Here is a 23,075-nt window from a genome sequence, read left to right as displayed (position 1 = left end):
GTTGATTGGAGTCGGGACGAATCCCGTCGTGCCGCGGCCACGGCACGCCAGGTCGTGACGTCAATGCGGAGCGGCACCCGATGCGGAAGACACGTCGGAGGGCATGCGGAATCGGTCGAAACGCGCGACCGTGATCGCGCGCATCGGCCGCTCGGCATCCGCGAGACGGGACAGCAGCACGTGCACATCCGATGGCGGCACGCCGGCATCCTTCAGCCACGCGGGATCCTTCAACGCAGCGCCACCGCAGGTGACGATCGTCCAGTGGTCGTTCACGACGCGCAGCAGCGCACGGCCGGCCATGTCGCGCTGCGTCCAGTCGGCGATCGCGAACTTGCCGGCAAGGGCGACGGCCTCGGTCACGACATGCCTGTCGGGGCTGTCGTAGGTGCGGGAGAGCAGTTGCGCGATCTGCATGGCGGCCGAGGGTGGGGCGTCGGCAGCACATGCATTCGCGGTGGCCACTGCGAGCGCGACGCCGCATGCGATCCGCCCGGCGAGCGAGTGGATCGAAAAAAATCGCTTCATGATGGAAGTGGGCAATGTGTTGAATTGCGCCCCGCGATGCGGCGCGGGGCGGTCAGGGGATCGAGTGCCATGCGACGAAGCCGCTCACTCCGTCGCTCGTGTGCACCACGCGGCATTTCGGGGCAGTGCGTCGAGTGCAGCGGGCCGCGTGATCCACGCAACCCAACCTGCCCACAACCCGACCACGACGAGGGTCGCGATGTTCAACGACCGCCGGTGCCGCACGATGCGTTCAAGCAGGGAAAGGCGAGCATTCATACCAACCTCCATGGTTCGACGTGGTGGAATTCGCGTGCTTCATCAGAACGCGTACCGCATGCCGGCGAACACGCTGCGCCCTTCGCCCGGGTAGAAGATCGCGGTGTTCGCGGTGCGCGCATCCGCGACCGTGCTGATGTCGCTGACGTAACGCTTGTTGGTCAGGTTGCGCGCGTCGACGAACACGGACAGCCCGTTGCGGAAGTCGTAGCCGGCCTGCAACCCGAGTAGCGTGTAGCTCGGCACGCGCAGCGTGTTCGCATCGTCGGCCCATGCGCCCGACGGCACCCAGTCGAGCGTCGCCGCGATGTGGAAGCCGCTCGGCCGTGCATAGCCGAGCGTCGCGCGCAGCACGTTGAGCGGCACGCCCGCGATCCGGTTGTTGCCGTACTGCGGATCGTTCTTGAAGCGGAAGTCGTTCAGGTTCCAGATGCCCGACAGCGTGATCTTGTCGCCGACGCCGCGCCCCGTGACGTTGCGCAGCAACTCGACCGACGCGCCGGCCTCGATCCCCTGCAGCACCGTCTTGTTCGCGTTGAACGTCGACGCCGGGACGTCCGGGTTCGTCGTGTACTGCAGCAACTGGTCGCGCACGAGCGAGCGATAGGCGGTCACGTCCCAGCTCACGCGCTCGCGGGAACCGCGCGTGCCGAACTCGAGCGTCCACGCGTGCTGCGCCGCGAGCGGCGTGAAGCGCGTCGTGCCCGAGAAGGTCTGCGTGAGGTCGGTGAAGTCTGGCACGTCCTGGCTGCGGGTGATGTCGACATACGCCTGGGTGTTCGCATCCGGCTGCCACAGCAGGCCGAGCTTCGGGTTGACGCCGCTGTAGCTCGCGTTCGTCGACTTGTAGGCCGCATCGCCTGGCAGGCCGCCGTAGTCGATGTATTCGCGCACCGAATGCAGCGCCTTCACGCCGGTCATCAGCGCGACGGTCGGCAGGAAGAACAGCCGGTTCTCGACGTAGGCTTCGTAGTTGAACGCCGTCTGCGTCGAGTCGAGCGTCTGCGCGCCCTTGTCGCCGTTGACGTTGACGTACTGGTTCGCCTGCGTGCGGCCGCCGAAGAAGCGCGCGCCGACGATCAGGTCGTTGCGCATCCCGCCGACGTTCAGGTGGCCCGTGTAGCGCGGCGCGAAGCCGTAAGTCCAGCCGTCCTGGTCGAGCGCCTGGAAGATCGGGTGATAGAGGCTCTTGTGGATCGCCCACGTGTCGAACTGCAGTTCGCCCGAATCGAGCTTCACCGTCGTGCGGTTCGCGATCCGCTCGGTGCGTGTGTTGCGCGCCTGATCGCCCGATATCGCGCTGGGCGCGGCCTTGGTCGGATTGTTCAGCGCGTCGGACAGCGACAGCGTGCCGGGCAGCAACTGGTCGACGACGTACAGGCCCACGTAGAAGCGCGTCTCGACCGTCGGGCTGAACCGGTAGCCGACGTTCGCGTTGAACTGCTCGTACTGGCCTTTCTCGTGATCGCGATAGCCGTCCGCGTGGTTCACGCTGAAGTTCGCGAGGAAATCGAGCGGGCCGAGCACGCGCGAGACCTGCGCGCTCGTGCGCACCGTGCCGTAGCTGCCGCCTTCCACGCGCACGATGTTCGGCGCGTCGGCCGTATAGGCCGTCGGCGTGATGAAGTCGATCGCGCCGCCGAGCGTCGACGAACCGTATGCGAGGCCGTTGCCGCCCTTGTAGACCTGCACCGCCTGCAGCGCGAGCGGATCGATCTGGTAGTAGTCGCCGCTGCCGTCCGCGAGATTGGTCGGGATGCCGTCCTGCAGGATCTCGAGGCCGCGCGTGTGATACGCGCGGGCAATCCCCGAGCCGCGGATCGACAATCGCAGTTCCTGGCCGTAGCGGTTCTCGACGAACACGCCGGGCACGTCCTTCAGCACGTCGCGCAGCGTAAATGCGTAGGTGTTCCGGTAGCTGTCGGCATCGACGAAGCCGACCGAGCCGACCGTCTGTTCGAGCGTGCGCTTCAGATCGTCGGTCGATTTCGACATGAGTGAGTCCGCCGCGCGGGTCGCGCTGACGTTGATCGCGGGTAGCGTCGACGCGGCCGGCGCTTCGGTCGGCGCGACGGCGCTTTGTGCACATGCTGTCGAGGCGGACATAACGGAGATCGCACCGGACAGCGCGATGGCAATACGAGTCAAGGGAAACATGTCGTTGTGTGTATGGTTATGGTGAATACGGCACACACCGCGGCCGGCGCGCAGCGCGCGCTTGCGCACGGGCTCTGCACCAGGCATCGGCGTGGTAGGCAATCTGTGCGAACGACGTCGGCACGGTCGTGTGTCGACGCGTTCGAAACGCACGTCAGGCTCGAGCGGACGGCGGCCCGCGCGCGGCGAGCGCGTAGCGCTTCGACTGGCGGGAGGTTGAAGGGGTCGGCAGTTCGGGCAGCGCTTGCCGCAGGGCCGTAGGGGCGGAGAAGGACACCGCGTACGGCAGTGGCGGATGGCCGGCGAGCAGGCCGCAATAGCCGCAGCGATCGAAATGCGTGCCCGACGGCGTATGCGGTTTGGGTTGCGTGGAAAACGTGTTGCCGCTCGCCGAGCAGATCGCCGCGAACGGCGCGTCGGTGGCGATCACGCTTGCGCGCAGTTGCGAGATCAGCGGAGCAACAAGCGCAAGCACAAGCGCGAGCAGCCCGAGCCACGCGGTGGCCCGGGCTTGTCGCGTCGGCGCGCCGCGTACGCCGGCGCGCGCTGAATCAGACCGCCGAGCGTGCCGCACGGCCGAACAGCAGGCGGTCGATCGACCACACCGCGACGATCGTCAACCCCGTCAGCGGGAACACGATGCCGAGCAGCACGAGCCCCGCGATCCAGCCGCGCATCGGCGGCGCGCCGCGTTCGCGCGACGGTGCGCCCAGCGTTCCCGCCGGACGACGCTTCCACCACATCACCGCGCCCGTGACGGCCATCGCGGCCAGCCCGAGCGACAGCGCCGCGCAGACGATCCGGTTCGCGAGCCCGAAGTAGCAGCCCATGTGCAGCGACGTGCCGTACGACACGGCCCGCGACGCCGGGCCGTAGTCGTCGTAGCGGAGGTCCTTCAGCACCGCACCGCCGTACTGGTCGATGGAGATCGTTCGCTCCGCCTTCGGGTCGGCCGGGAAGTACGACGCGGTGAATACGCCGTCCGCGCCGGACGGCAGCGCGAGCGTGTAGCCGCTCGTCACGCCGAGGCTTGCGACGATCGCGATCGCGCGGGCCAGCGACAGGCCGGCACAGAAGTGCCGGCGCCAGAGCGTCCGGTAACCGGCGCTGGCGGATTGAGCGAGCGAGAGGGCCCGCTCGACGGTGGTCGACATGGTGTCAGCTCCTCGTGTTCGTTGAGCAACCACACCGGCGCGCGCCGGCGGACGTCAACGTGCGGCGGCCGAACGGACGACGACACGTCATGCGTGGACAGTCATGGCACGCATGGCGGCGTCGCCCGAGCGGCGGGCGCGGTCGGGGAATCACTTGAATCGGATGGTGTAAAGCGAGCGGCCTGACGGCCGGCGCACGTCGACGTGCGCCCGCCATCAGGCAAATCGATCAGCAGGACAGAGGAGGGGCGCGGCAGGGCGGGCGATTGTCGAATACCGACCGCACGACGCGAGGGATGACGAAATGAATCGGGAACCGTTGAGGTGCCGCGAGGGGAAACACCAGAGCCAGTAGCACAACCGACGCCAGCGCCGTGAAAAGCGCCGCACCGAATGCGCAGAGGCCGTCGCCGCCGGCGGACGACGCTGCGTTGCCGGCGTGTGCATCATGCTTCAGCGCGCTGGCGAGCGCGAACGCATCGTTGGCCGGGGTGACCGGCGCACCCGCATCGAATCGGGCGGCGAGTGCTGACACGTCGACGATCAACGGGCCTCGCCCTGAACACAGCACCACCGAGCCCGCATCCGGACCGTCCGGATCGAGCATTACGGCGCCCGACATCAACGCGCGGGACAGCAGCGTTACAAGGAGGAACCCCCACAGGAGCTGTCGCGCGACGGCTTGCCGGAGCAGGAAGCGGCGAAGTGCGTTCATGGCGCGCGATTGTACATGGGTTTCCGGAGGGAAAGACTGCAGCGCCCCAATGGGAAGTATCAGTCGTTATTCGATTGGGCCAGACGGCGACAAGGTCAAGGGGGAGGCGGTGCTCGTCCGTTCTTCGGAGACGGCTGGAATCACACCGTCGCAGTCGGCCAGGCTTCGCTCGGTCTCCCGACACCAATCCCGCCGGCCGGTGCTCACGCAGCCGGGCAACCAGCCGGCGAACCTGCCGTGTCGTCAGCTCGAGTCGTTCCGCTGCACGCCTAGATGCGACATCGGGATATGGCTGCTACATGTTGATTCTCGGTGAAGTGCAATACGTCAAGAATGCGGCCACCAAAGCGGCGGCAACCGTTCGCGCGCTGCGCGCCAGGATTTCACTCGACACTGGCGTACGCCGATGGAAAAAAACACGACACCGTACGACGTGAATTGCGCGCCCGCCGCATTCGCCCGTTCATGCTGCGTCGGCGGAAGGACGAGGTCGCAATCGAGTTGCCACCCAAAACAACCATCGAGCGAATGGTCGAACTCGAAGGCGCTCAACGCGACCTGCACGATGCGATCGACGATTGCTGAAGAGCACGCAAGCCACGCGCGTGAAGGGATCGGCCAAGCTCACGCTGCTGCTTGAAATGTTGCCCGAAATGATCGATGAGGGACAACGCATCCTGTTGTTCTCCCAGTTCACCAGCATGCTCGATCGCATCCGGGCGCGCAGCCTGCGGCCGGCTCCGTAGCGGGATTGCTCGTGCGCTGCCGCGAAGTCCGTACGCTGCGCGCAGCGGCATCGCTCGCACCGAAGCGGCGCGAGCGAACCTGTCCGGCAGTGCAACGCCGGGTAGCCGTTGCAGGCGGCCCTTATTTGCCGGCTGCGTTCTTCACCGCGCACTGCGCCTTGACGCTTTCACCGTCGCTGAACCTGAACGTGACGGGAATCGACGAGCCAACCGTGAGCGGCTTCTTTGCCTTTTCAAACATCACGTGATAGCCGCCGGGCGCGAAGGCGAGCGTGCCGTTCGCAGGCACGCTCGCCTTGTCCACCATGACCATCTTCGAGGTGCTGCCGCTGCTTTGCGTCTCGTGCAGCATCGACATGCCGAATGCGTCCGTGCTCACGCCCACGAGATCGACGGGCTTGTCGCTCATGTTCATGAGCTTGAAGTAGCCGCCAGAAGGGGTGTCGCCGGGCATCGAGCGAATCCAGCAGTCGGATACCATCATCGAGCTGGAGGCGGCGAAGGCGGGCAGTGCGGGCGCAGCGAGGGGCAGCGCGATGGCAAGGCGGCAGAGGGTACGATGCATCAGAGGATCTCCTGTTTTGCGTTGACGAAGATAGCGTTTGGCGTCCATTCGTTCGAATGCCGCCAGACGGTTTGCCGTACCTGATTCGGTACGGAAAGCGGTAACGGGTGGCGCTTCACGTCGTGCCCAGCAGTTCGCGAAGATCGTGAACCCAGGGCGTAGTGCCTTGTCCGTCGCGTGCGTAGAGCCGCAGCTTGCCGGTCGTGTCGAAAACGAGACTCGCGGCGGTATGGTTCATCGTGTAGTTATCGGGCGTCGAGCCGGGCACCTTTTCGTAGTCCAGATTGAAATCCGTGGCCATCTGTCTGATCTGTGCCGCGTCGGCGGGACGTAGCGCGCGGAACGACGGATTGAAAGCCTCGGCGTACTGCGCGAGCACGGAGGGCGTATCGCGCTCCGGATCGAGCGAGACGAACAGCACCTGCACGCGCTGAGCGTCTTTCGGCCCGAGCTGCCGAACCGCCTGCGACAATTCGGCAAGCGTGGTCGGGCACACGTCCGGGCAGTGCGTATAGCCGAAGACCAGCACAACGATCTTGCCGCGATAGTCGGCAAGGGTGCGAACCTGTCCATTCGTATCCGGAAGCGAGAAATGGCCGGCAAACTGCCGGTTGCCCGTGATGTCGAGGTTCTGGAACGACAGCACGGGCTTTTGGTCGCAGCCGGCGAGCAATGTCGTGCCAAGGAGCGCGCCGACAATCAGAGCCGGAAAGACGAATGGCGTGCGAGAGGTCCCGCGCGAAAATAGCGTGCGGTATCCCCGCTGGTGACTGGTGGCGGCTGGCACCGTGCGAGCAGCGGTTTCTGCAGTCGACATGGGCTGGCCTCCATTACATCCGCAACCGGCCTTCGACATAGAAGGTGCGGCCGGGGTAGGGGTGGTACACGAAATAGCGGGCGTCGAAGATGTTGTCGACGCCCACGCTCAGATCGCTGAGCTTCGTGGGGTGGAACGTGAACTTTGCATCCGCTACCGTGTAGGTACTGGTGCCGCCGAACACGTTCGGGTTCGTATCGGTATTGGTCAGCGTGTTGTACTCGCGGCCCGAGTAACGCGCGGCGAGCATGAGTGCATAGCGCTCCCCGATGTGATACGTCGCCGCGACATCGACGCGCCAGAGGGGGATACGGTAGAAGTATTTGCCGACCGTTGCCGGGTTCTGCGCGTTCTCGAGAATCTTCGACTGCGTATAGGCTACGCTGCTGATCAGGTCGAGCCCGTGTACAAACACATCCTGGCCCTGATAGCTCAGTTCGACACCGCGCGAACGAACCTTGCCGATGTTCTGGAAGTTCGTCACGTTCGGGATCACAGTCGTGTCTGTCTGGCTGAAGATCGTATTCTTTACGTCATCCTGAAAGAGCGACAGGCGGAATACGCCGTTCCAGTGGGCCCACTCGGCGCTCAGCTCTTTCGAGAGGTCGTCCTCGGGCTGCAGGTTCGGATTGTTGTTGACGATCGACGACCCGTTGACCTGCCCCTGGAACAGTTCGCTCACGGTGGGAAAGCGGTAGGCGCGTGCAATCGACGCGCGCAGCGTCAGGTCGTCCGTCACGTCGAACGACAGCGAGGCCTTGGGCGAGAAGTGATGCTGGTTGACATCGGGGAGGGAGACGTACGCGCCGCCGAGTGCCTGGGCGCCGTCGTAGGCTTGCCAGTCCTCGTAGCGTACGCCATATACGAATTTCCAGCGCGGCAGGAAGCGCCACGCATCCTGTACGTAGGCCGCCTGGGTTTGCGTGCGGCCCTTGAAGGCATTCGCAAAGCTGCCCGCGCCACCGTCGATCCAGACCGCCGTGTTGTACGTTTCGTTGTCGAGGAAATAGTTGTCGTAGTGGTAACCGAACGTCACGGCATGGTTGGCGAGCCCGGCCTGCGGCGAGGGCGGCGTCCAGCTTGCCTTGAGGTCGAGTGTTTTCCAGCCGGTGCCGTCGCCGAACGTGACGACGCCTGGACCGTTGCCAGGGCCGCCCGCATTCGCTGTGCGTGCCACGCTGTTCGTAATGTCGTAGTACGAAGCGATGGCCTCGCCGTTCCATCCCGTTGCGTTATGCGTCTTGAGCGAGAGCCCATAGAGCCAGTTTTCGCTCCACCCCTGGCTTGGCGCAAGTGCCGATGCCGGGATGTTGTACTCGTAGCCGCCGATGTTCACCCGGCCGCCATACACCGGGTTGCCGTTGGCGTCATACAGGAATGTGGAGGTCGAGCTGTTGTACTGCTGATGCCAGTAGCCGAGCGTAAACGCCCCCTGCACGGTGGGCGTGAAGTCGTACTGCATTTTCAGCTTGAGCTGATCCTGGATCGTGTGCTCGATGCCTTCGCCGTTCACACCGATCACGGCGGTCGGTGCATTGGTCTGATTGTTGTAGAAGTAGGCGCCGCTGACCTGTGTGTCGCCGGGTTTGGCGGGCGTCGTCGACTTCGCGAGTGTTGCGAACTGCAGGGGCTGGCTCGTGTTTTCGAAGTGATTCGCGCCGACGAAGAACGAGAACTTGCCAATGCGGTTGCCGATCGAGGCGCTTGCCTCGCTGCCGTTGAAATTCTGGTTGACGCCATAGAGGCTGAAGTGCTGTGTGAACGCCTTGACGTCTGCGTCCGCCTCGAACTTCGTGGGCATCTGCGTGGTGATCGATACCGTCGCGCCGAGCGAATTGCCCGGATACAGCGCCGAATACGGCCCGTAAATCACATCGACCTGCTGGATTTCCTCGGGGAACACCATCGACCAGCGCGGCGGAAAGGAATAGCTGTTGCCGAGCAGGTTCGACAGCAGCAGTCCATCCGCATAGACGAGCCCGCGCGCGCTTTGCGTGTTGCTCGTCCCGCGCACCGCGATGATCGAGTTCAGGTCGCCGATGAAGCGTTTGCGGACTGCGAGGTTGGGCATGTACTTCAGCACGTCCTCGGTGTTGACCACGTTCCAGTTCCGGAACTGGTCGGGCGTGACGGTCTCGACCGACGCCGGCATGTTCGGGTCGATGGAGGACCTGGCACTGCTGTTGCCGGCGCCGCCAGCGGCGCTGGCGTTGACCGTCACGGTCGGCAGCACCGTGGTGTTCGGTGCCGTCGCGGTGGGCGTTGCAGCCTCGCCTGTCGTCGCGTTGAAGAGGGTTGCGTTAGAGGCGGTTGAGTCCGGGCTGCTCCCGGCTGCGGCATGCGCAGCCTGGGCAATCAGTGTGAGGGGCAGCAGCCCGAGCGTGACGAAACGCGTCCGGCTGCGCGCATGGGCGCCCAGCCTTCGCGATGCGAAGTGCAGCATGAAAATTTCCTGGAATCGTGGAACGAACGACTGCGCGCGCCGGCAGCGGGCGCGTCGCAGCAACAGTCAATAGCGGATTTCAGGAAAAGGCAGGCGGGGCGCGTGGTCGCCCGGAAGGGAACGCACCAAACGGGGTGTGACGGATGGACAACACCGGCGCGGCAGCGATCACGACGAGCAGCATCAGCACGAGCGGTGACGGCGGTATTGTGGGCATCACTGCCTGATCGGCGAGCAGGTCGCAATAGCCGCAGGCGGCAAGCGAATCGTGCCGGCCCAGTTGGCCGGTGTCGGCCGAGGGCTGCATCGCCGAGCAGCGCACGGCTGTGATGTCGTCGCGATGTGCCGCGATGACCAGTTGACTGACGAGCGGCGCAAGCACGATGAGCCACATGGCGACGAGGCCAAGCCATGCGGTCAGGTACTTGCGGGGTCGGTAGGTCATGGTCGCGGACAAAAGATTGCGGCGGAGTTTACCACTTGAAGAAAGTGCCGTGTCAGGCCACCGCGCCTCGCGTGGCGCCATAGTCACGCAAGCAAGGGCAGTGATCGGCTTCTTATCGCTGCCGTTCGCCGGTGGTGCGACAAACGAGCAGCAAACCTGCGCGAGCGTTGCTGCCACAAACGATAATCGGGATCCGTTTTATGACGGGGGGGCGCCGCGGCAATCTGACACAGGGGCGCGAGTGCGCCGTATCACAGATTCTCGGCGACGATCAGGGCCGCCCAGGACAACAGGCCGACACCAATCGGCACGCTGATCTTCTTTCCCCAACGAAAGCGTCTTCTCCGCCCCCATCGTGGCGGCAAGGGCGAGCATCCACGCAATGCTCGCGGTGCCAACCGCAAACATGAGGAGCATGAGCGCCCAGCAGCAGCCGATACAGAAGAGGCCGTCATGGAAGCCGGGCATGAAACTCGCGCGCCGCTCGTGAGCACCATGCCAATGCTGCGAGATGAACATCATTGGCGGGCGGCACCGGTCGCGGCAGCGGCCCTTGAGCGACGATAGCGGCCAGGCGCCCGCGGTCGCAAGAATCGCGGCACCCGGCACCCATGCATGAATCGACAACCATGCCGCTTGCAATGGAGCACGCGATCGGCCAACTCATCATGTTCATCATGTAAAAGGCTCCATCTGTGGTGTGATCTCGCAGCGGATGGGGCAATGCTTCGCGAGATCACGGCGATACTTTGCGCGTGCGTCGGACGAGTAGCGGGGAAATCAGAGGGAGGTCGGCTGGCTCCTGGCCGACTGCATGCCATCAACCGTCCCGTCCTGTGGCGTCGCATTCAGCGATGCGCACGCATATCGCTGATATAATAAAAACAATTCTCATTTCAATTTCCAATCGTTCCCCATGCGTCTCCACGAGCTTTCAAAGGGCACAAGCGCCTTTGTCGAGTGCGTCGAAAACACTCTGGCGCGAGATCCGATCGCTCAGCGCTTGCGCGATCTCGGCTTCGTGCCAGGCGAACCCGTACGCGTTGTCGCGCGTGCGCCCTGGAGCGCCGACCCGTTACTCGTGCAGATAGGCTCGACGCGCTTCGCGCTTCGGCGCGCCGAAGCACTTCGGGTGAGGGTTCGGATCAATGCTGAGGCTGTCGCATGAGTACCGCGCCCGCAACGCCTGCGACGACCGCGCCGCTGCGTATCGCGCTCGTCGGCAATCCCAACTGCGGCAAGACAGCGCTGTTCAACCTCCTCACCGGCGCGCGCCAGAAAGTGGCGAACTACGCTGGCGTGACGGTCGAGCGCAAGGAAGGCCGCTTTGTTACGCCGGCCGGACGCAAGGTCCAGCTACTCGATCTGCCCGGCGCGTACAGCTTCGACTCGACCAGCCCCGACGAACGCGTCACCCATGACGTACTGATGGGCCGCTACCCGGGCGAAGCGCCGCCCGATCTGGTCGTCTGCGTGGCCGATGCGACGAATCTGCGCCTGCATCTGCGTTTCGTGCTGGAACTCAAGCGCATGGGCCGCCCCGTCGTGCTCGCGCTCAACATGATGGACGCCGCGAAGCGGCGCGGGGTGGTGGTCGATGTGCCAAAGCTCGAGCTTGCGCTCGGCATGCGCGTGGTCGAAACAGTTGCCGTACGGCGCAACGGCGCACAGTCCCTCGTCGCGCTGCTCGACCGCGTGAGCACGGATGGCTCGTACGCCGCAGGACTCGACGCCACGCCGGAACGGTCCGCCGATCTGCACGGCGCCGTACGCCGGATCCTTGCTGACGCCGTGACCATGCCGCGCGCCACTGACGCGCGCGACGACGCCATTGACAACGTCGTGCTGCATCCCGTGCTTGGCCCGCTGATTCTCGCGGCGGTAATGTTCCTCGTATTCCAGGCGGTGTATTCGCTCGGCAAACCGCTTACCGACTCGATCGGCGACGGCTTCGACTGGCTCGGCGGCATCGCGGGTGCGTGGCTGCCGCAAGGGCCGCTGCGCAGCCTGCTCACCGACGGTCTGCTCAGCGGACTCGGCACCGTGCTGGGTTTCCTGCCAGAAATTCTCGTTCTGTTCTTCTTCATCCTCGTGCTGGAGGAGTCAGGTTACCTGCCGCGCGCGGCGTTCCTCTTGGACCGCATGATGGTTTCGGTTGGCCTTACGGGCCGCTCATTCATCCCGCTGCTATCGAGCTTTGCCTGCGCGATTCCGGGGGTGATGGGGGCGCGTAGCATCTCCGATCCACGCGACCGGCTTGCGACGATTCTGGTCGCACCGCTCATGACATGCTCGGCGCGCCTGCCGGTGTACGCGCTGTTGATCAGCGCCTTCATTCCGCACCGCACGGTGCTCGGCTTCCTCAACCTGCAGGGGCTCGTGCTGTTTACGCTCTACGTGGCGGGCATCGCGGGTGCGATGGCCGTGGGCTGGGTGATGAAGCATCTGCGCCGCGACAGTGGCGAGCACGCGCTGCTGATGGAGTTGCCTTCGTATCGCATGCCACGTGCGCGCGACGTGGCAATCGGTCTGTGGGAGCGCTGCACGATCTTCCTCAAGCGCCTGACTGGCATCATCCTCGCGCTCACGGTCATCATGTGGTTCGTCTCCACCTTTCCTTCGCCCCCTGCGGGCGCAACAGGGCCGGCCATCGACTACACGATCGCAGGCTACCTGGGCCGCGCGCTGCAATGGCCGTTCGCACCGCTCGGATTTAACTGGCAAATGAGTCTTGCGCTTATTCCCGCTTTCGCCGCGCGCGAAACCGCCGTAGCGGCACTGGCCACTGTCTACGCTGTGGCAGGCGGGGACAGCGATGTGGCTGCACTCGGTCACACGCTCGCACAGAACTTCTCCGTGGCGAGTGCGCTCTCGCTGATGGTGTGGTTTGCGTTCGCGCCGCAATGCATGTCGACACTCGCCGTGATCCGCCGCGAAACGCGTTCGTGGGGTACGGTGGTGATCTCATTCGGATATATGTTCGTCGTGGCGTATGCGGCTTCATTCGTCACGTACCAGATTGCCACGCACTTCGCATGAGCACCGGTCTGCTGCTGCAATACGCCGTGATTGCGCTGCTCGTTGCGGCGAGCGTGTGGACCGCGCTGCGCAAGCTCGCACCCGTAACAACTGCGCGGTTGCAGGCGAGCGCGGCAGCGTCGTTGCTGCGCCCGCAGCGGGGAGCCTTGGTGCAACGCGTGGGCCGCTGGCTGCAGCCGAAGGGCGCGACTGGCGACTGCGGAGACGGCTGCGGAACGTGCGGCACCTGCGGGCCTTCGGACCCGAACGTCGAGCAAACCATCACGTTCCATCCGCCGCGCAAGTAAACCTGCACGTGACGACGACTCCGCGATCCGCTCGCCGCGTCGACGCAGATGAGCGGTTCGTCGCGACGTGCGGTAGAGCTTTTGACCTGCCCCCGGTTTTAGTCCGGACTGCAGTTAGAGTCCGAGGTTAAAAACTGCTGCTTTGCATCGTGCGCCCGGGCGAACTGCACGGGTGTCAGATAACCGAGCGAACTATGAGGTCGCTCGGTGTTGTACTCGATACGCCATTCCTCAATGAGCCGTTTGGCGTGGCGCATTGAGACGAACGAGCGCTCGTTCAGGCATTCATCTCGGAACCGCCCGTTGAAGCTCTCGATATAGGCATTTTCCACCGGCTTGCCAGGCCGAATAAACGACAGCGCGACACCGGCTTCTAGGCCCAGCATCCAACACCTTGCCAGCGAACTCCGGCCCGTTGCCGACGCGAATCATGCGAACCTCGTAGTAGTAGCCGTCGCGTGGCGCGTCGGCCGCATCGTCTCGGTGACGAACCAGATGCAATTCGAGGATCAGCCGTTGTGACACGAACGCGGCCACTATCTTCATGCAATGACACGGTCACGCTGGTTCATCGATCGGCGCTGTATCAGGATCGACGACCGCCCCGGAATGCGAGTAACCCCCACCTTCGCCGCGACCATCCCCGCGCTGCAACGCGGTGAAGCGATTTCCGCCTCCTGCCCATGTAGGCGTATTCGCAACAGTCTCGTCATCAAATTGTGGGTGTGCCCCCGTTCCGGACATGTCCGGGCGATCTGCGCAAGGCGTCGCCGGAGAGTGAATACCAGCTAGCGATTACGCTGCTGTCTTGAGCGCAGGCACGGGCGCGGCGCCCGCCGCGTCATATCCGGCAATCGCAAGCGCGAGCACCGGATTCAGGCTGTCCACCATCGCACTGGGAATCAGGATCGTCGCTCCGCGTTCCTTCGTCGTTTCGTAGATGATGTTCATCGCCCGCAACTGAAGCGCACCAGGATGATTTTCGTAGACCTGCGCCGCTTCGACGAACTTGGTCGCGATTTCGGCCTCCGCGGAGCCGAGGATCACCCGTGCCTGCTTTTCGCGCTCGGCTTGCGCCTGGCGCGACATCGAATCCTGCAGCGCGACCGGGATCGCGACATCGCGGGTCTCGACCGAGCGGACGGTCACGCCCCAATCCACGGTCTTTCTGCCAATCTCGTCGCGCAAGTGCATGTCGGCCGCCTTGCGATCCGACAACAATGCAGCCAGCATCGATGCCCCGATCATTTCCCGCAGTGAGGTTTGCGCAACGCGGTCAATTGCTTGGCGATAGTCGGTGATGGCGAGCGCGGCTTTCTGCGCGTCATGGACATGCCAGAAAATCACGGCGTCGACATTGACAGGAACGGTATCTTTGGTCAGCGCTTGTTCGGCGTTGAAGGCGGTGGTTTGAATACGTTCGTCGATGATCGCGACAACATTGTCCAGGATTGGAATTATCATGAAGAAACCTGCACCCTTGACGCTTTGCAACTTGCCAATCCGAAGGATAACGAACTTTTCCCAGACGTTGGCGACCCGCACGGATAACGCGATCAGGACCGCGACGATGAAAATGGGGACCGCGAGATACAGGTAGCCCAACGCGCCGATGACGAATGCCGCGAGGACGAACGCAGCAGATAAAACGAGTGTGATGGGATTCATGGCGAGGTTCCGATTTGGTGACAACGACCTGCCGAATGAGCGATGAAGCACGCCGCATCCAGGTCGTCTTGGGTATTCTGGCAACAGAGACAGAGGCCCCTGACGTGAGCGTGCGCTCCATTGCAGTGCCAATCGGTACGGTGCCGTACCTCGATCGAGCGCGTCGTGCTTGACTGACCGGATAGCGAGGCATCGGGCGATCCGGTGCGTGAACGGCGGGCAAGTCACCACGAAACGTGACCCGCAGACTGTTCTTCAGCGTACCGACTCGTCGGGCCGCCTCGACACACGATGACGTTCGTCGCCATTTTCTGTCGGGAGCGGTTCATGAAATATCCGGTCTATATCACGCATCAAGGGAATCCCCGCTATCGCGGCGCGCTTCCGGATTTTCCGGAAATCGAGGTGGAGGGTGACTCATATGGCGAGTTGCAGGCGGCTGCGGCGCGACAGGTCATGGACTGCTATGACCGCTCCGCGCGTCTCGTGCCGCCGGCGACCACGGACATGGCGATATTGCAGGCGTCGGATGTCGACCTGGGTGACGGAATCTGGCGGTTCTTCGATATCGACCTGACCGGAGTGACCTCGAGTTCCGTGCGGATCGAGCTGTGCCTGCCGAAGCGCATCGTGCGCGACATCGACATGACGGCGAGCGCGCAGCGCACGACTCGCGATGCGTTCGTGTCAATGGCGTGCGCGAACGCCGCCGACCGATTCGCGCAGCAGGGCAGCGTGCGTCTCGAACCAATCGCGAAATCGCTGTCGGAAGTGGGGTAACGGTGCGGCGCACCGGGTGCGAAGCCGGACGGATGGTGCGATCATTGGGGAGAAGGTGCCTTGAAGATTCACGTTGCGCGTGTTTCGCGACGCCGGACGTCGCCATGGAGCAATGCACGGCCGATTCGCGAGGAGTTCTTCGGCGATGAACGGCTTGCTCAGCATGCGGGCAGTCTGGCGCGTGCGCAGAAGGTATTTCCCGGGGCGGCCTCTGGCCCGTCTCTGGCGACGCGGCTGAAGGACAACGCGGATCATCTGCTGAAGGCGTACCGAAACACGGTGGCCGCAGACGCGCGCGGCGAGGAAATCACGCCGGCAGCGGAGTGGCTGCTCGACAACTACTATCTCGTCGCGGAGCAGGTGCGGCAGATCCGCGACGACCTTTCCCCGCGCTATTACCGGCAACTGCCCAAGCTCGGCAACGGCCCGTTCGTCGGTTATCCGCGCGTGTTCGGAATCAACTGGTCGTTCGTCGCCCATACCGACAGCCGTTTCGATCCCGATGCGCTGTGCCGTTTCATGCTGGCTTACCAGGCAGTAGAGCCGCTGACGATCGGCGAACTGTGGGCGGTGGCGATCACGCTGCGGATTGTGCTGATCGAAAACCTGCGGCGGCTCGCGGATCAGATCATCGACGACCGGTGCGCGCGGCTCGACGCCGACGCGCTCGCGGATCGCCTGCTCGGCGAACGCGGCCAGGCACGGGTGGAGACGGGGCCGCTCGTCGCCCGTTACGAGCAGGCCGTATCGCACGATGCGTTCGCGGTGCAACTGATCCAGCGGCTACACGATCCCGATCCGGCCGTCGCGCCGGCACTGGCGTGGCTGCACCGGCACCTGGCAGCGCGCGGCACGACGCCGGACCAGATCGTCGCCTCCGTCAACCACCAGCAAGGTGCCGCCAGCCTGACCGTGCGCAATGTGATCACCAGCATGCGGCTGATTTCGGAGGTGGACTGGACCGATCTGTTTGAGCGCATCAGCCTGGTCGATCAGGTGCTGCGCAGCCACCCGGGCTTCGCGGAGATGGATTTCCCCACGCGCAACCTGTATCGCGACGCGGTGGAAGCGCTTGCCCGTGGGGCGCCCGTCAGCGAGATCGAGATTGCCCGCCGTGTCGTCGCCGATGCCGCGGCGCAGGGGGCGAGCCGCGCGCCGGCCGCCGGTGCGATGCCGGGCCGCGAGACGGATCCCGGTTACTACCTGCTGGCAGACGGCCGCGCCGCATTCGAAGCGGAAATCGGCTATCGGCCACCCGTTGCGTTGTGGTTGCGGCGCCTGACTCGCCAAGCTGGTCTTGGCGGTTATCTCGGCCGCATCGGGTTGATTGTCGCACTGCTGCTGACGGGCATGCTGGCATCGCTCATGCATGTCGAACCGCCCGGCCACTGGATGATCTGGCTCGGCCTCGCTGGCCTGCTGCCCGCGCTCGACGCCGCGGTCGCGCTCGTCAATCGCAGCGTGATGCGCGATGTCGGCGCGAAGATCCTGCCCGGCCTTGCATTGCTCGACGGCATTCCACCGGGCCTGCGCACGATGGTCGCCGTGCCGGTGCTGCTGACGACGGAAGCGGCGCTCGGCGAGCAGATCGAGCAACTGGAAATTCATCATCTGGCGAGCCCCAACGGCGCGCTTTACTTCGCATTGCTCTCCGACTGGGTGGACGCGCCCACGCCGCACGCGGACAGCGATGACGAACTGCTGGCATCCGCGACGTCGGGCATCGACCGGTTGAATCGCCTTTATCCGGCGGCGCCGGGCGAAGGCAGGCGCTTCCTGCTGCTGCACCGCAAGCGCGTGTGGAACGACGGCGAACGATGCTGGATGGGCTGGGAGCGCAAGCGCGGCAAGCTGCACGAACTGAACCGGTTGTTGCGCGGCGCATCGGACACGACGTTCATCTCGCAGGCAGGCAGGCCGCCGAGCGTGCCGTCTGACGTGCGCTACGTGATTACGCTCGATGCCGATACGCGGCTGCTGCGCGATACCGTGCGCCGTCTGATCGGCAAGATGGCGCACCCGCTCAACCGGCCGATATTCGATTCGGCGAGCCGGCGCATCGTCGAAGGCTACGGCGTCCTTCAGCCGCGTGTCACGTCGTCACTCGCGAGCGGCGACGAGGGGTCGCTGTTCCAGCGTGTGTCGTCGAGCGCGCACGGCATCGATCCATACGTATCGGCCGTATCGGATGTCTATCAGGATCTGTTCGACGAAGGCTCCTATGCGGGTAAGGGCATCTACGACGTCGATGCGTTCGAGGCAGTGCTCGCCGGCCGCGTGCCGGAGAACACGGTGCTCAGTCACGATCTGTTCGAAGGCATTTTCGCGCGGGCCGGGCTGGCATCGGATGTCGAGGTCGTCGAAGCGTCGCCGTCCCGCTACGACGTCGCGGCGGGACGCCTGCACCGATGGGCGCGCGGGGACTGGCAGCTTCTGCCATGGTTGATTTTCGGCCACGAACCGCTGACGGCGGTCGGCCGCTGGAAGATGCTGGACAATCTGCGCCGCACGCTCACGGCGCCCGCCATGCTCATTGCGCTACTGGTCGGATGGATGCAGCCGCTCCCCGTGTCGCTCGGCTGGATCGCCTTTGTGCTGGTAACGATCGCGCTGCCGTTCCTGTTGCCCGTATTGAGCGGGCTGGTGCCGCGCTGGCGGCGCACGCATGTCAGGATGACGACGCGCAGCATGCTCCATGCGTGGTCGATGGAGCTGCGCTTTGCTTTGACACGGTTTGGCCTGTCGATCGTCATGCTGCCGCAGCAGGCGTGGTCGATGGGTGACGCGATCGCGCGCACGCTGTTTCGCGTGGCGATCAGCCGTCGCCATCTGCTCGAATGGACGACAGCGGCCGCAGCGGGCGCGCGCGACCGGCGAACCCTCGCGTCCACCTATCTGCAAATGCGCGGCGGCGTGACGCTAGCGCTGCTTGCCACGGCTGCCAGCCTGACGGCGGGGTGGCGCTTCGATCGTCATACGGGCTGGCTGGCCGTGCCGTTTGCACTCGTCTGGCTCGCGGCGCCCGCGATCGCCTACTGGTTGAGCCGTGCACCGCGGCCGGCGGGCGAGTTGGCGGTGACTCCGCACGATGCGCGTCAACTGCGGCGCGACGCGCGCCGGACCTGGCGTTATTTCGAGACGTTCGTGACGACGGACGATCAGATGCTGCCGCTGGACAATTTCCAGGAGGACCCGAAGCCCGTTTGCGCGCACCGCACTTCGCCCACCAACATCGGGCTGTACCTGTTGTCCGTCGTCAGCGCCCGCGAGTTCGGCTGGCTTGGCACGCTGGACGCGGTGTCGCGGCTGGAGGCGACTCTCGCGACGATGCGGCTGATGTCGCGCTATCGTGGCCATTTCTACAACTGGTACGACACTCGCGACCTGCGGCCTCTCGAACCGCGGTATGTGTCGTCGGTCGACAGCGGCAATCTCGCCGGGCACCTGATCGCGCTCGGCAACGGTTGCCGGGCGTGGGCGAATCAGCCCACTGGGGTGGGACGGCAGGCCGCGCATGAAGGGATCGGCGATACGCTGGCGCTGTTGCGCAAGGCTGTGTGCCGAAATGGCGACGCCCGGACGACCTTGCACTGCGAATTCGAGCGGGCCGCGACTGAACTGGAGGACACGCTCGCCGCGACGGATGGCCGCGCCGCGACGGAATGGAACGCGATCACGATCCTCGCTGCGACAGTCGCCGACGTCGCGCGCGCGCTGATGGACGAAGTCGGCCGGGTGCGGGGTGGCGACGTCGACGACGTGCTGTTCTGGGCGCAGGCGCTGGAGCACGTGGTGCAAGGGCATTGTCGTGACGCGACGCGCACGCCGGACGAAGCGGACGTGCTGAACAAGCGCCTTCAGATGCTGGCCGATTCCGCGTTGCAGATGGCCTATGCGATGGAGTTCGGCTTTCTGCTCGACCCGGTGCGGAACCTGCTTTCGATCGGCTACGCCGTGGCCGACGGGCAGCGCGATCCGGGCAACTACGACCTGCTGGCGTCGGAGGCTCGCCTGGCGAGTTTCGTCGCGATCGCGAAAGGGGATGTCCCGACGCGCCACTGGTTCCGGCTAGGCCGCCTGGCAACGCCGATCGGGCACGGCGCTGCGCTGGTCTCGTGGTCGGGATCGATGTTCGAATACCTGATGCCGTCGCTCGTGATGCGCGCGCCGGACAGCAGCCTGCTCGCGCGGACCAACCATCTGGTGGTGCGTCGGCAGATCGCCTATGGCGACGGGCTGCGGCTACCGTGGGGCATGTCCGAGTCGGCATACAACACGCGCGACATCGAGCTGACCTATCAGTATTCGAGCTTCGGCGTGCCGGAGCTGGGGCTCAAGCGCGATCTCGACCAGAATCTGGTGGTCGCGCCCTATGCGACCGCGCTTGCGGCGATGGTCGCGCCGCATGCCGCCGCGTGCAACTTCGAACGGCTGCGCACGGCCGGCGCGTGCGGGCGCTTCGGCTTCTACGAAGCGCTCGACTATACGCCCGCGCGCGTGCCGGAAGGCGTGCCGGTTGCCATCGTGCAGGCGTTCATGGCGCATCACCAGGGCATGTCGATTGTGTCGATCGCCAATGCGTTGCTGGGCGGGCGCATTCGCACCTTCTTCCATGCGGAACCGGCCGTTCGAGCCACCGAGCTGCTGTTGCAGGAGCGGGTGCCGGGCCGGGTCGCGGCAGGGCGGCCGCGGGTCGACACGCGCCCCGCCGGCAGGATGCATGGAATCGATGCAGGCGTCGCGCGACGCCTGCTGTCCGCGAACGATCCCGCCCCGGTCACGCATCTGCTGTCCAACGGCCGCTATGCCGTGATGCTCACGGCCGCAGGGTCCGGCTACAGCCGTCGCGACGATCTGGCCGTTACGCGCTGGCGGGAGGACGCGACGCGCGACGATTGGGGCAGCTATCTGTATCTGCGAGACGCCGAGAACGGCGACGTCTGGTCGGCCACGTGGCAGCCCACTGGCGTGGCACCGGACAGCTACGACGTGACGTTCACCGAGGATCGCGCCGAGTTCGTGCGTCGCGACGGCACCTTGACAACGTCGCTCGAGGTGGTGGTATCCGCCGAGGACGACGCAGAGGTGCGTCGGGTGTCGGTGGCCAACACGGGCGCCCGGCCGCGGGTGATCGAATTTACGTCGTACGCGGAAATCGTGCTGGCGCCAGCCGCCGCCGATCACGCGCATCCCGCATTCTCGAAGCTGTTCATCGAGACCGAGTACATGCCGGCGTCCGGCGCAATTCTGGCGACACGCCGCAAGCGCGCGCCGAACGAGGCGGAGGTTTGGGCCGCTCATCTGGCGGTGACTGCCGGCGAAACCGTCGGCGCGGAAGAATTCGATACCGATCGATTGCGTGTCATCGGACGCGGGCGCAGCGTTCACTTGCCGCTTGTGCTGACCGAACGGCGTGCGCTGAGTGCTTCCGAAGGCGCGGTGCTGGACGCTGCGTTCACGTTGCGGCGGCAGATGCGCATCGAGCCGGGCGCGAAGGCGAGCATCGTCTACTGGACCATCGTCGCGGATTCGCGCGCGCAGTTGCTCGATCTGGTCGACAAGCATCGCGACGGTGAATCGTTCGCGCGTGCGGCGATGCTCGCGTGGACCCAGGCGCAGGTGCAACTGCGGCACAGCGCGGTGAGCCTCGACGAGGCCGCGTTGTTCCAGCAACTGGCTGGATACATGCTCTACAGCGATGCGTCGATGCGGCCGGGCTCCGCCACGCTGCTGCGCCATGCGGCGGCGGTATCGGCGTCGGGCGGCGTGGGCGCGTCGCCGTTATGGACGCATGGCGTATCGGGGGATCTGCCGATACTGCTTGTCCGGATCGACGACATCGAGCACATCGCCATGGTGCGACAGTTGATTCGCGCGCACGAGTACTGGCGGATGAAGCGGCTCGAGGTCGATCTGGTCGTTATCAACGAGCGCGCGGCGTCGTATGTGCAGGATTTGCAGGCGGCGCTCGAGGGGCTGGTGCGACCCCGGCAGCCGCCGGGCGAAGCCGGACGTGGCAGTATTTTCGTGCTGCGTGAAGACCTGATGACGGTGGCGGCGCGCGCCCTGTTTCCGGCCGCTGCGCGGGCCGTGCTCGCCGCGCGCAACGGCCGGCTGGTGGATCAATTGCGGCGCCTCGGGGCTTCGCCGCTGCCCGCGCGCCCGGATGCCGCGAGCCCGCCGCTGCTACCGCCTGCGATTCTGCCACCGAAGGGCGCACAGGCCGGCGTCGGTCTCGAGTACTTCAACGGCATCGGCGGTTTCGCGCGCGGCGGCCGCGAATACGTCGTGATCCTGCAGCCCGGGCAATGCACGCCGATGCCGTGGGTCAATGTCGTCGCGAATCCGTCGTGCGGCTTCCTGACATCTGCGGAGGGGGGCGGCTATACCTGGGTGACGAACAGCCGCGAGCATCCGCTGACGCAGTGGTCGAACGACCCGGTCACCGATCCGCCGAGCGAAGTGTTCTACATCCGCGACGACGAGACTGGCGTGCGCTGGGGACCGCAGGCGGGTTCGATCGGCGACGAGGCGCCGGGCGCGAGCGCTTTCGTGGCGAGTCATGGCCAGGGCTACAGCCGGTTTGCGCATTCCGCCGCCGACGTCGCCGTCGAGTTGCTGCAGTTCGTGCCGCTGGCCGATCCTGTCAAGATTTCCCGCCTGACGTTGCGCAACCTGTCGAGTCGGCGCCGCCGGCTGTCCGTCGCCACCTATGCGGAGTGGGCGCTGGGGGCGTCGCGCAGCGTCGCGGCGCCACACACCGCGAGCGAGATTGATCCCCCGACCGGCGCGCTGTTTGCCCGCAACGACTGGAGTCAGGCGTATCGCGGCAGAGTTGCGTTCGCCGATTTATGCGGCCTGCAAACCTCGTGGAGCGCGGACCGGCGCGAGTTCATCGGCCGCAATGGCGTCCTGAGCGATCCCGCCGGTTTTCCGGGCAGGGCCGGCGCGTCGCCGTTGTCGGGCCGCGTCGGCGCCGGGCTCGACCCGTGTGCCGCGTTGCAGACCACGGTCGATCTCGAACCCGGCGGCAGCGTCGAAATCGTCTTGCTGCTCGGCGAAGGCGCCGATGCGGCAACGGCGCGACAGTTGATCGCGCAATACCGTCAGGCGGATCTCGACGCGATATTCGCCGCCGTGACGGCGTTCTGGGACGAGACGCTCGGCGCTGTTCAGGTCGAAACACCTGATCGCGCGATGGATCTGATGCTGAATCGCTGGCTGCTGTACCAGACGCTGTCGTGCCGGATCTGGGCGCGTGCGGGCTTCTATCAGGCGAGCGGCGCGTACGGTTTTCGCGACCAGCTGCAGGATGGCATGGCGCTCGCGGTCGCTCGCCCGGCCCTGACGCGCGAGCATCTGCTGCGGGCGGCGGCGCGCCAGTTTCCCGAGGGCGACATGCAGCACTGGTGGCTGCCCGAAAGCGGCAGCGGCGTACGCACGCGGATCTCCGACGACCGCGTCTGGCTTGCC

17 protein-coding genes and 2 pseudogenes are annotated in these 23,075 nt (G+C 65.2%); 7 read left to right on the top strand and 12 right to left on the bottom strand.

Translation table 11 applies throughout. The features are described 5' to 3' along the window. Positions 1-60: 60 nt before the first annotated feature. Both J7024_RS04285 and J7024_RS04280 read right to left on the bottom strand, forming a co-directional pair. A complete protein-coding gene (locus J7024_RS04285; protein WP_124830754.1) occupies positions 61-528 on the bottom strand; it encodes a copper uptake system-associated protein in 468 nt (155 codons plus the stop codon). A 300-nt stretch (positions 529-828) separates the two neighbouring features. Continuing rightward, complete coding sequence (locus J7024_RS04280) at positions 829-2,781, bottom strand: TonB-dependent receptor family protein (protein ID WP_233410001.1); 1,953 nt, start codon at positions 2,779-2,781, stop codon at positions 829-831. On the opposite strand from J7024_RS04280, the gene J7024_RS04275 reads away from it, so the two are divergent. After that, a complete protein-coding gene (locus J7024_RS04275) occupies positions 2,780-2,968 on the top strand; it encodes a hypothetical protein (protein WP_233410000.1) in 189 nt (62 codons plus the stop codon). The two genes, J7024_RS04280 and J7024_RS04275, sit on opposite strands and share 2 nt — an antisense overlap. Before the next feature lie 129 nt (positions 2,969-3,097). On the opposite strand, the gene J7024_RS04270 is transcribed toward J7024_RS04275, so the two are convergent. The 3 genes and pseudogenes from J7024_RS04270 to J7024_RS04260 all read right to left on the bottom strand — a co-directional run bounded on the left by J7024_RS04270 (position 3,098) and on the right by J7024_RS04260 (position 4,812). Then, the gene (locus tag J7024_RS04270; protein WP_124830756.1) at positions 3,098-3,517 is read right to left on the bottom strand and encodes a DUF2946 family protein; all 420 of its coding nucleotides are present in this window, start codon (positions 3,515-3,517) and stop codon (positions 3,098-3,100) included. Next, positions 3,495-4,013, bottom strand: a pseudogene (locus J7024_RS04265) (PepSY domain-containing protein); the annotation flags it as partial. The pseudogene J7024_RS04265 and the gene J7024_RS04270, both read right to left, overlap by 23 nt. Before the next feature lie 313 nt (positions 4,014-4,326). Next, positions 4,327-4,812, bottom strand: coding sequence for a hypothetical protein (locus J7024_RS04260; RefSeq protein ID WP_124830757.1), 486 nt, complete (start codon positions 4,810-4,812; stop codon positions 4,327-4,329). A gap of 296 nt (positions 4,813-5,108) precedes the next feature. On the opposite strand from J7024_RS04260, the pseudogene J7024_RS04250 reads away from it, so the two are divergent. Beyond that, a pseudogene (locus J7024_RS04250) lies at positions 5,109-5,534 on the top strand (SNF2-related protein); the annotation flags it as partial. A gap of 145 nt (positions 5,535-5,679) precedes the next feature. Here the strand turns inward: J7024_RS04250 and J7024_RS04245 are convergent. From J7024_RS04245 to J7024_RS37430, 5 genes are all read right to left on the bottom strand, one after another. Then, positions 5,680-6,171, bottom strand: coding sequence for a copper chaperone PCu(A)C (locus J7024_RS04245; protein ID WP_234744814.1), 492 nt, complete (start codon positions 6,169-6,171; stop codon positions 5,680-5,682). 67 nt (positions 6,172-6,238) lie between these two features. Then, a complete protein-coding gene (locus J7024_RS04240; RefSeq protein WP_124830758.1) occupies positions 6,239-6,940 on the bottom strand; it encodes an SCO family protein in 702 nt (233 codons plus the stop codon). Positions 6,941-6,953: 13 nt separating this feature from the next. Further along, positions 6,954-9,383, bottom strand: a complete 2,430-nt coding sequence (locus tag J7024_RS04235) for a TonB-dependent receptor (protein WP_233409998.1) — start codon at positions 9,381-9,383, stop codon at positions 6,954-6,956. A 79-nt stretch (positions 9,384-9,462) separates the two neighbouring features. Next, complete coding sequence (locus tag J7024_RS04230; protein ID WP_124830759.1) at positions 9,463-9,828, bottom strand: DUF2946 domain-containing protein; 366 nt, start codon at positions 9,826-9,828, stop codon at positions 9,463-9,465. 198 nt (positions 9,829-10,026) lie between these two features. Further along, complete coding sequence (locus tag J7024_RS37430) at positions 10,027-10,437, bottom strand: DUF2182 domain-containing protein (protein WP_409333482.1); 411 nt, start codon at positions 10,435-10,437, stop codon at positions 10,027-10,029. Between the two features lie 307 nt (positions 10,438-10,744). Here J7024_RS37430 and J7024_RS04225 point away from each other — a divergent pair, with 307 nt between their 5' ends. From J7024_RS04225 to J7024_RS04215, 3 genes are read left to right on the top strand one after another with little or no spacing between them, the layout of a single operon-like run. Continuing rightward, positions 10,745-10,996 carry a FeoA family protein gene (locus J7024_RS04225; protein WP_124830761.1) on the top strand — a complete coding sequence of 84 codons (252 nt, stop codon included), beginning with the start codon at positions 10,745-10,747 and terminating at the stop codon, positions 10,994-10,996. Then, positions 10,993-12,867, top strand: a complete 1,875-nt coding sequence (gene feoB / locus J7024_RS04220; protein WP_124830762.1) for a ferrous iron transporter B — start codon at positions 10,993-10,995, stop codon at positions 12,865-12,867. The genes J7024_RS04225 and feoB overlap by 4 nt, the downstream gene beginning before the upstream one ends. Then, the gene (locus tag J7024_RS04215; RefSeq protein ID WP_124830763.1) at positions 12,864-13,154 is read left to right on the top strand and encodes a DUF6587 family protein; all 291 of its coding nucleotides are present in this window, start codon (positions 12,864-12,866) and stop codon (positions 13,152-13,154) included. Before feoB ends, J7024_RS04215 begins: the two co-directional genes overlap by 4 nt. Before the next feature lie 98 nt (positions 13,155-13,252). Here J7024_RS04215 and J7024_RS04210 read toward each other — a convergent pair whose 3' ends face one another. Continuing rightward, positions 13,253-13,540 (bottom strand): integrase core domain-containing protein, encoded by a 288-nt coding sequence (locus J7024_RS04210; protein WP_124830764.1) that lies wholly within the window; start codon positions 13,538-13,540, stop codon positions 13,253-13,255. 409 nt (positions 13,541-13,949) lie between these two features. After that, complete coding sequence (locus J7024_RS04205) at positions 13,950-14,822, bottom strand: slipin family protein (protein ID WP_124830765.1); 873 nt, start codon at positions 14,820-14,822, stop codon at positions 13,950-13,952. Between the two features lie 291 nt (positions 14,823-15,113). Between J7024_RS04205 and J7024_RS04200 the strand changes: the two genes are divergently transcribed. Both J7024_RS04200 and J7024_RS04195 read left to right on the top strand, forming a co-directional pair. Further along, complete coding sequence (locus tag J7024_RS04200) at positions 15,114-15,602, top strand: type II toxin-antitoxin system HicB family antitoxin (protein ID WP_233409997.1); 489 nt, start codon at positions 15,114-15,116, stop codon at positions 15,600-15,602. A gap of 60 nt (positions 15,603-15,662) precedes the next feature. Beyond that, on the top strand, positions 15,663-23,075 hold a 7,413-nt coding region (locus J7024_RS04195), incomplete at its 3' end, for a GH36-type glycosyl hydrolase domain-containing protein (protein ID WP_234744813.1).

The organism is Burkholderia sp. WTPI3, assembly GCF_021483755.1.
Lineage (GTDB): Bacteria > Pseudomonadota > Gammaproteobacteria > Burkholderiales > Burkholderiaceae > Burkholderia.
The sequence above is the reverse complement of the archived record's forward strand: the minus strand, read 5'-3'. Positions and strand labels throughout refer to the sequence as shown.

What these genes read in the sequence shown, in the direction of transcription:
- J7024_RS04260 (WP_124830757.1), bottom strand. Translation starts at nt 4,812, where the DNA reads ATGAACGCACTTCGCCGCTTCCTGCTCCGGCAAGCCGTCGCGCGACAG.
- J7024_RS04210 (WP_124830764.1), bottom strand. Translation starts at nt 13,540, where the DNA reads ATGCTGGGCCTAGAAGCCGGTGTCGCGCTGTCGTTTATTCGGCCTGGC.
- J7024_RS04200 (WP_233409997.1), top strand. Translation starts at nt 15,114, where the DNA reads ATGACGTTCGTCGCCATTTTCTGTCGGGAGCGGTTCATGAAATATCCG.
- J7024_RS04235 (WP_233409998.1), bottom strand. Translation starts at nt 9,383, where the DNA reads ATGCTGCACTTCGCATCGCGAAGGCTGGGCGCCCATGCGCGCAGCCGG.
- J7024_RS04205 (WP_124830765.1), bottom strand. Translation starts at nt 14,822, where the DNA reads ATGAATCCCATCACACTCGTTTTATCTGCTGCGTTCGTCCTCGCGGCA.
- J7024_RS04275 (WP_233410000.1), top strand. Translation starts at nt 2,780, where the DNA reads ATGAGTGAGTCCGCCGCGCGGGTCGCGCTGACGTTGATCGCGGGTAGC.
- J7024_RS04225 (WP_124830761.1), top strand. Translation starts at nt 10,745, where the DNA reads ATGCGTCTCCACGAGCTTTCAAAGGGCACAAGCGCCTTTGTCGAGTGC.
- J7024_RS04240 (WP_124830758.1), bottom strand. Translation starts at nt 6,940, where the DNA reads ATGTCGACTGCAGAAACCGCTGCTCGCACGGTGCCAGCCGCCACCAGT.
- J7024_RS04215 (WP_124830763.1), top strand. Translation starts at nt 12,864, where the DNA reads ATGAGCACCGGTCTGCTGCTGCAATACGCCGTGATTGCGCTGCTCGTT.
- J7024_RS04280 (WP_233410001.1), bottom strand. Translation starts at nt 2,781, where the DNA reads ATGTCGAAATCGACCGACGATCTGAAGCGCACGCTCGAACAGACGGTC.
- J7024_RS04245 (WP_234744814.1), bottom strand. Translation starts at nt 6,171, where the DNA reads ATGGACGCCAAACGCTATCTTCGTCAACGCAAAACAGGAGATCCTCTG.
- J7024_RS04285 (WP_124830754.1), bottom strand. Translation starts at nt 528, where the DNA reads ATGAAGCGATTTTTTTCGATCCACTCGCTCGCCGGGCGGATCGCATGC.
- J7024_RS04230 (WP_124830759.1), bottom strand. Translation starts at nt 9,828, where the DNA reads ATGACCTACCGACCCCGCAAGTACCTGACCGCATGGCTTGGCCTCGTC.
- feoB (WP_124830762.1), top strand. Translation starts at nt 10,993, where the DNA reads ATGAGTACCGCGCCCGCAACGCCTGCGACGACCGCGCCGCTGCGTATC.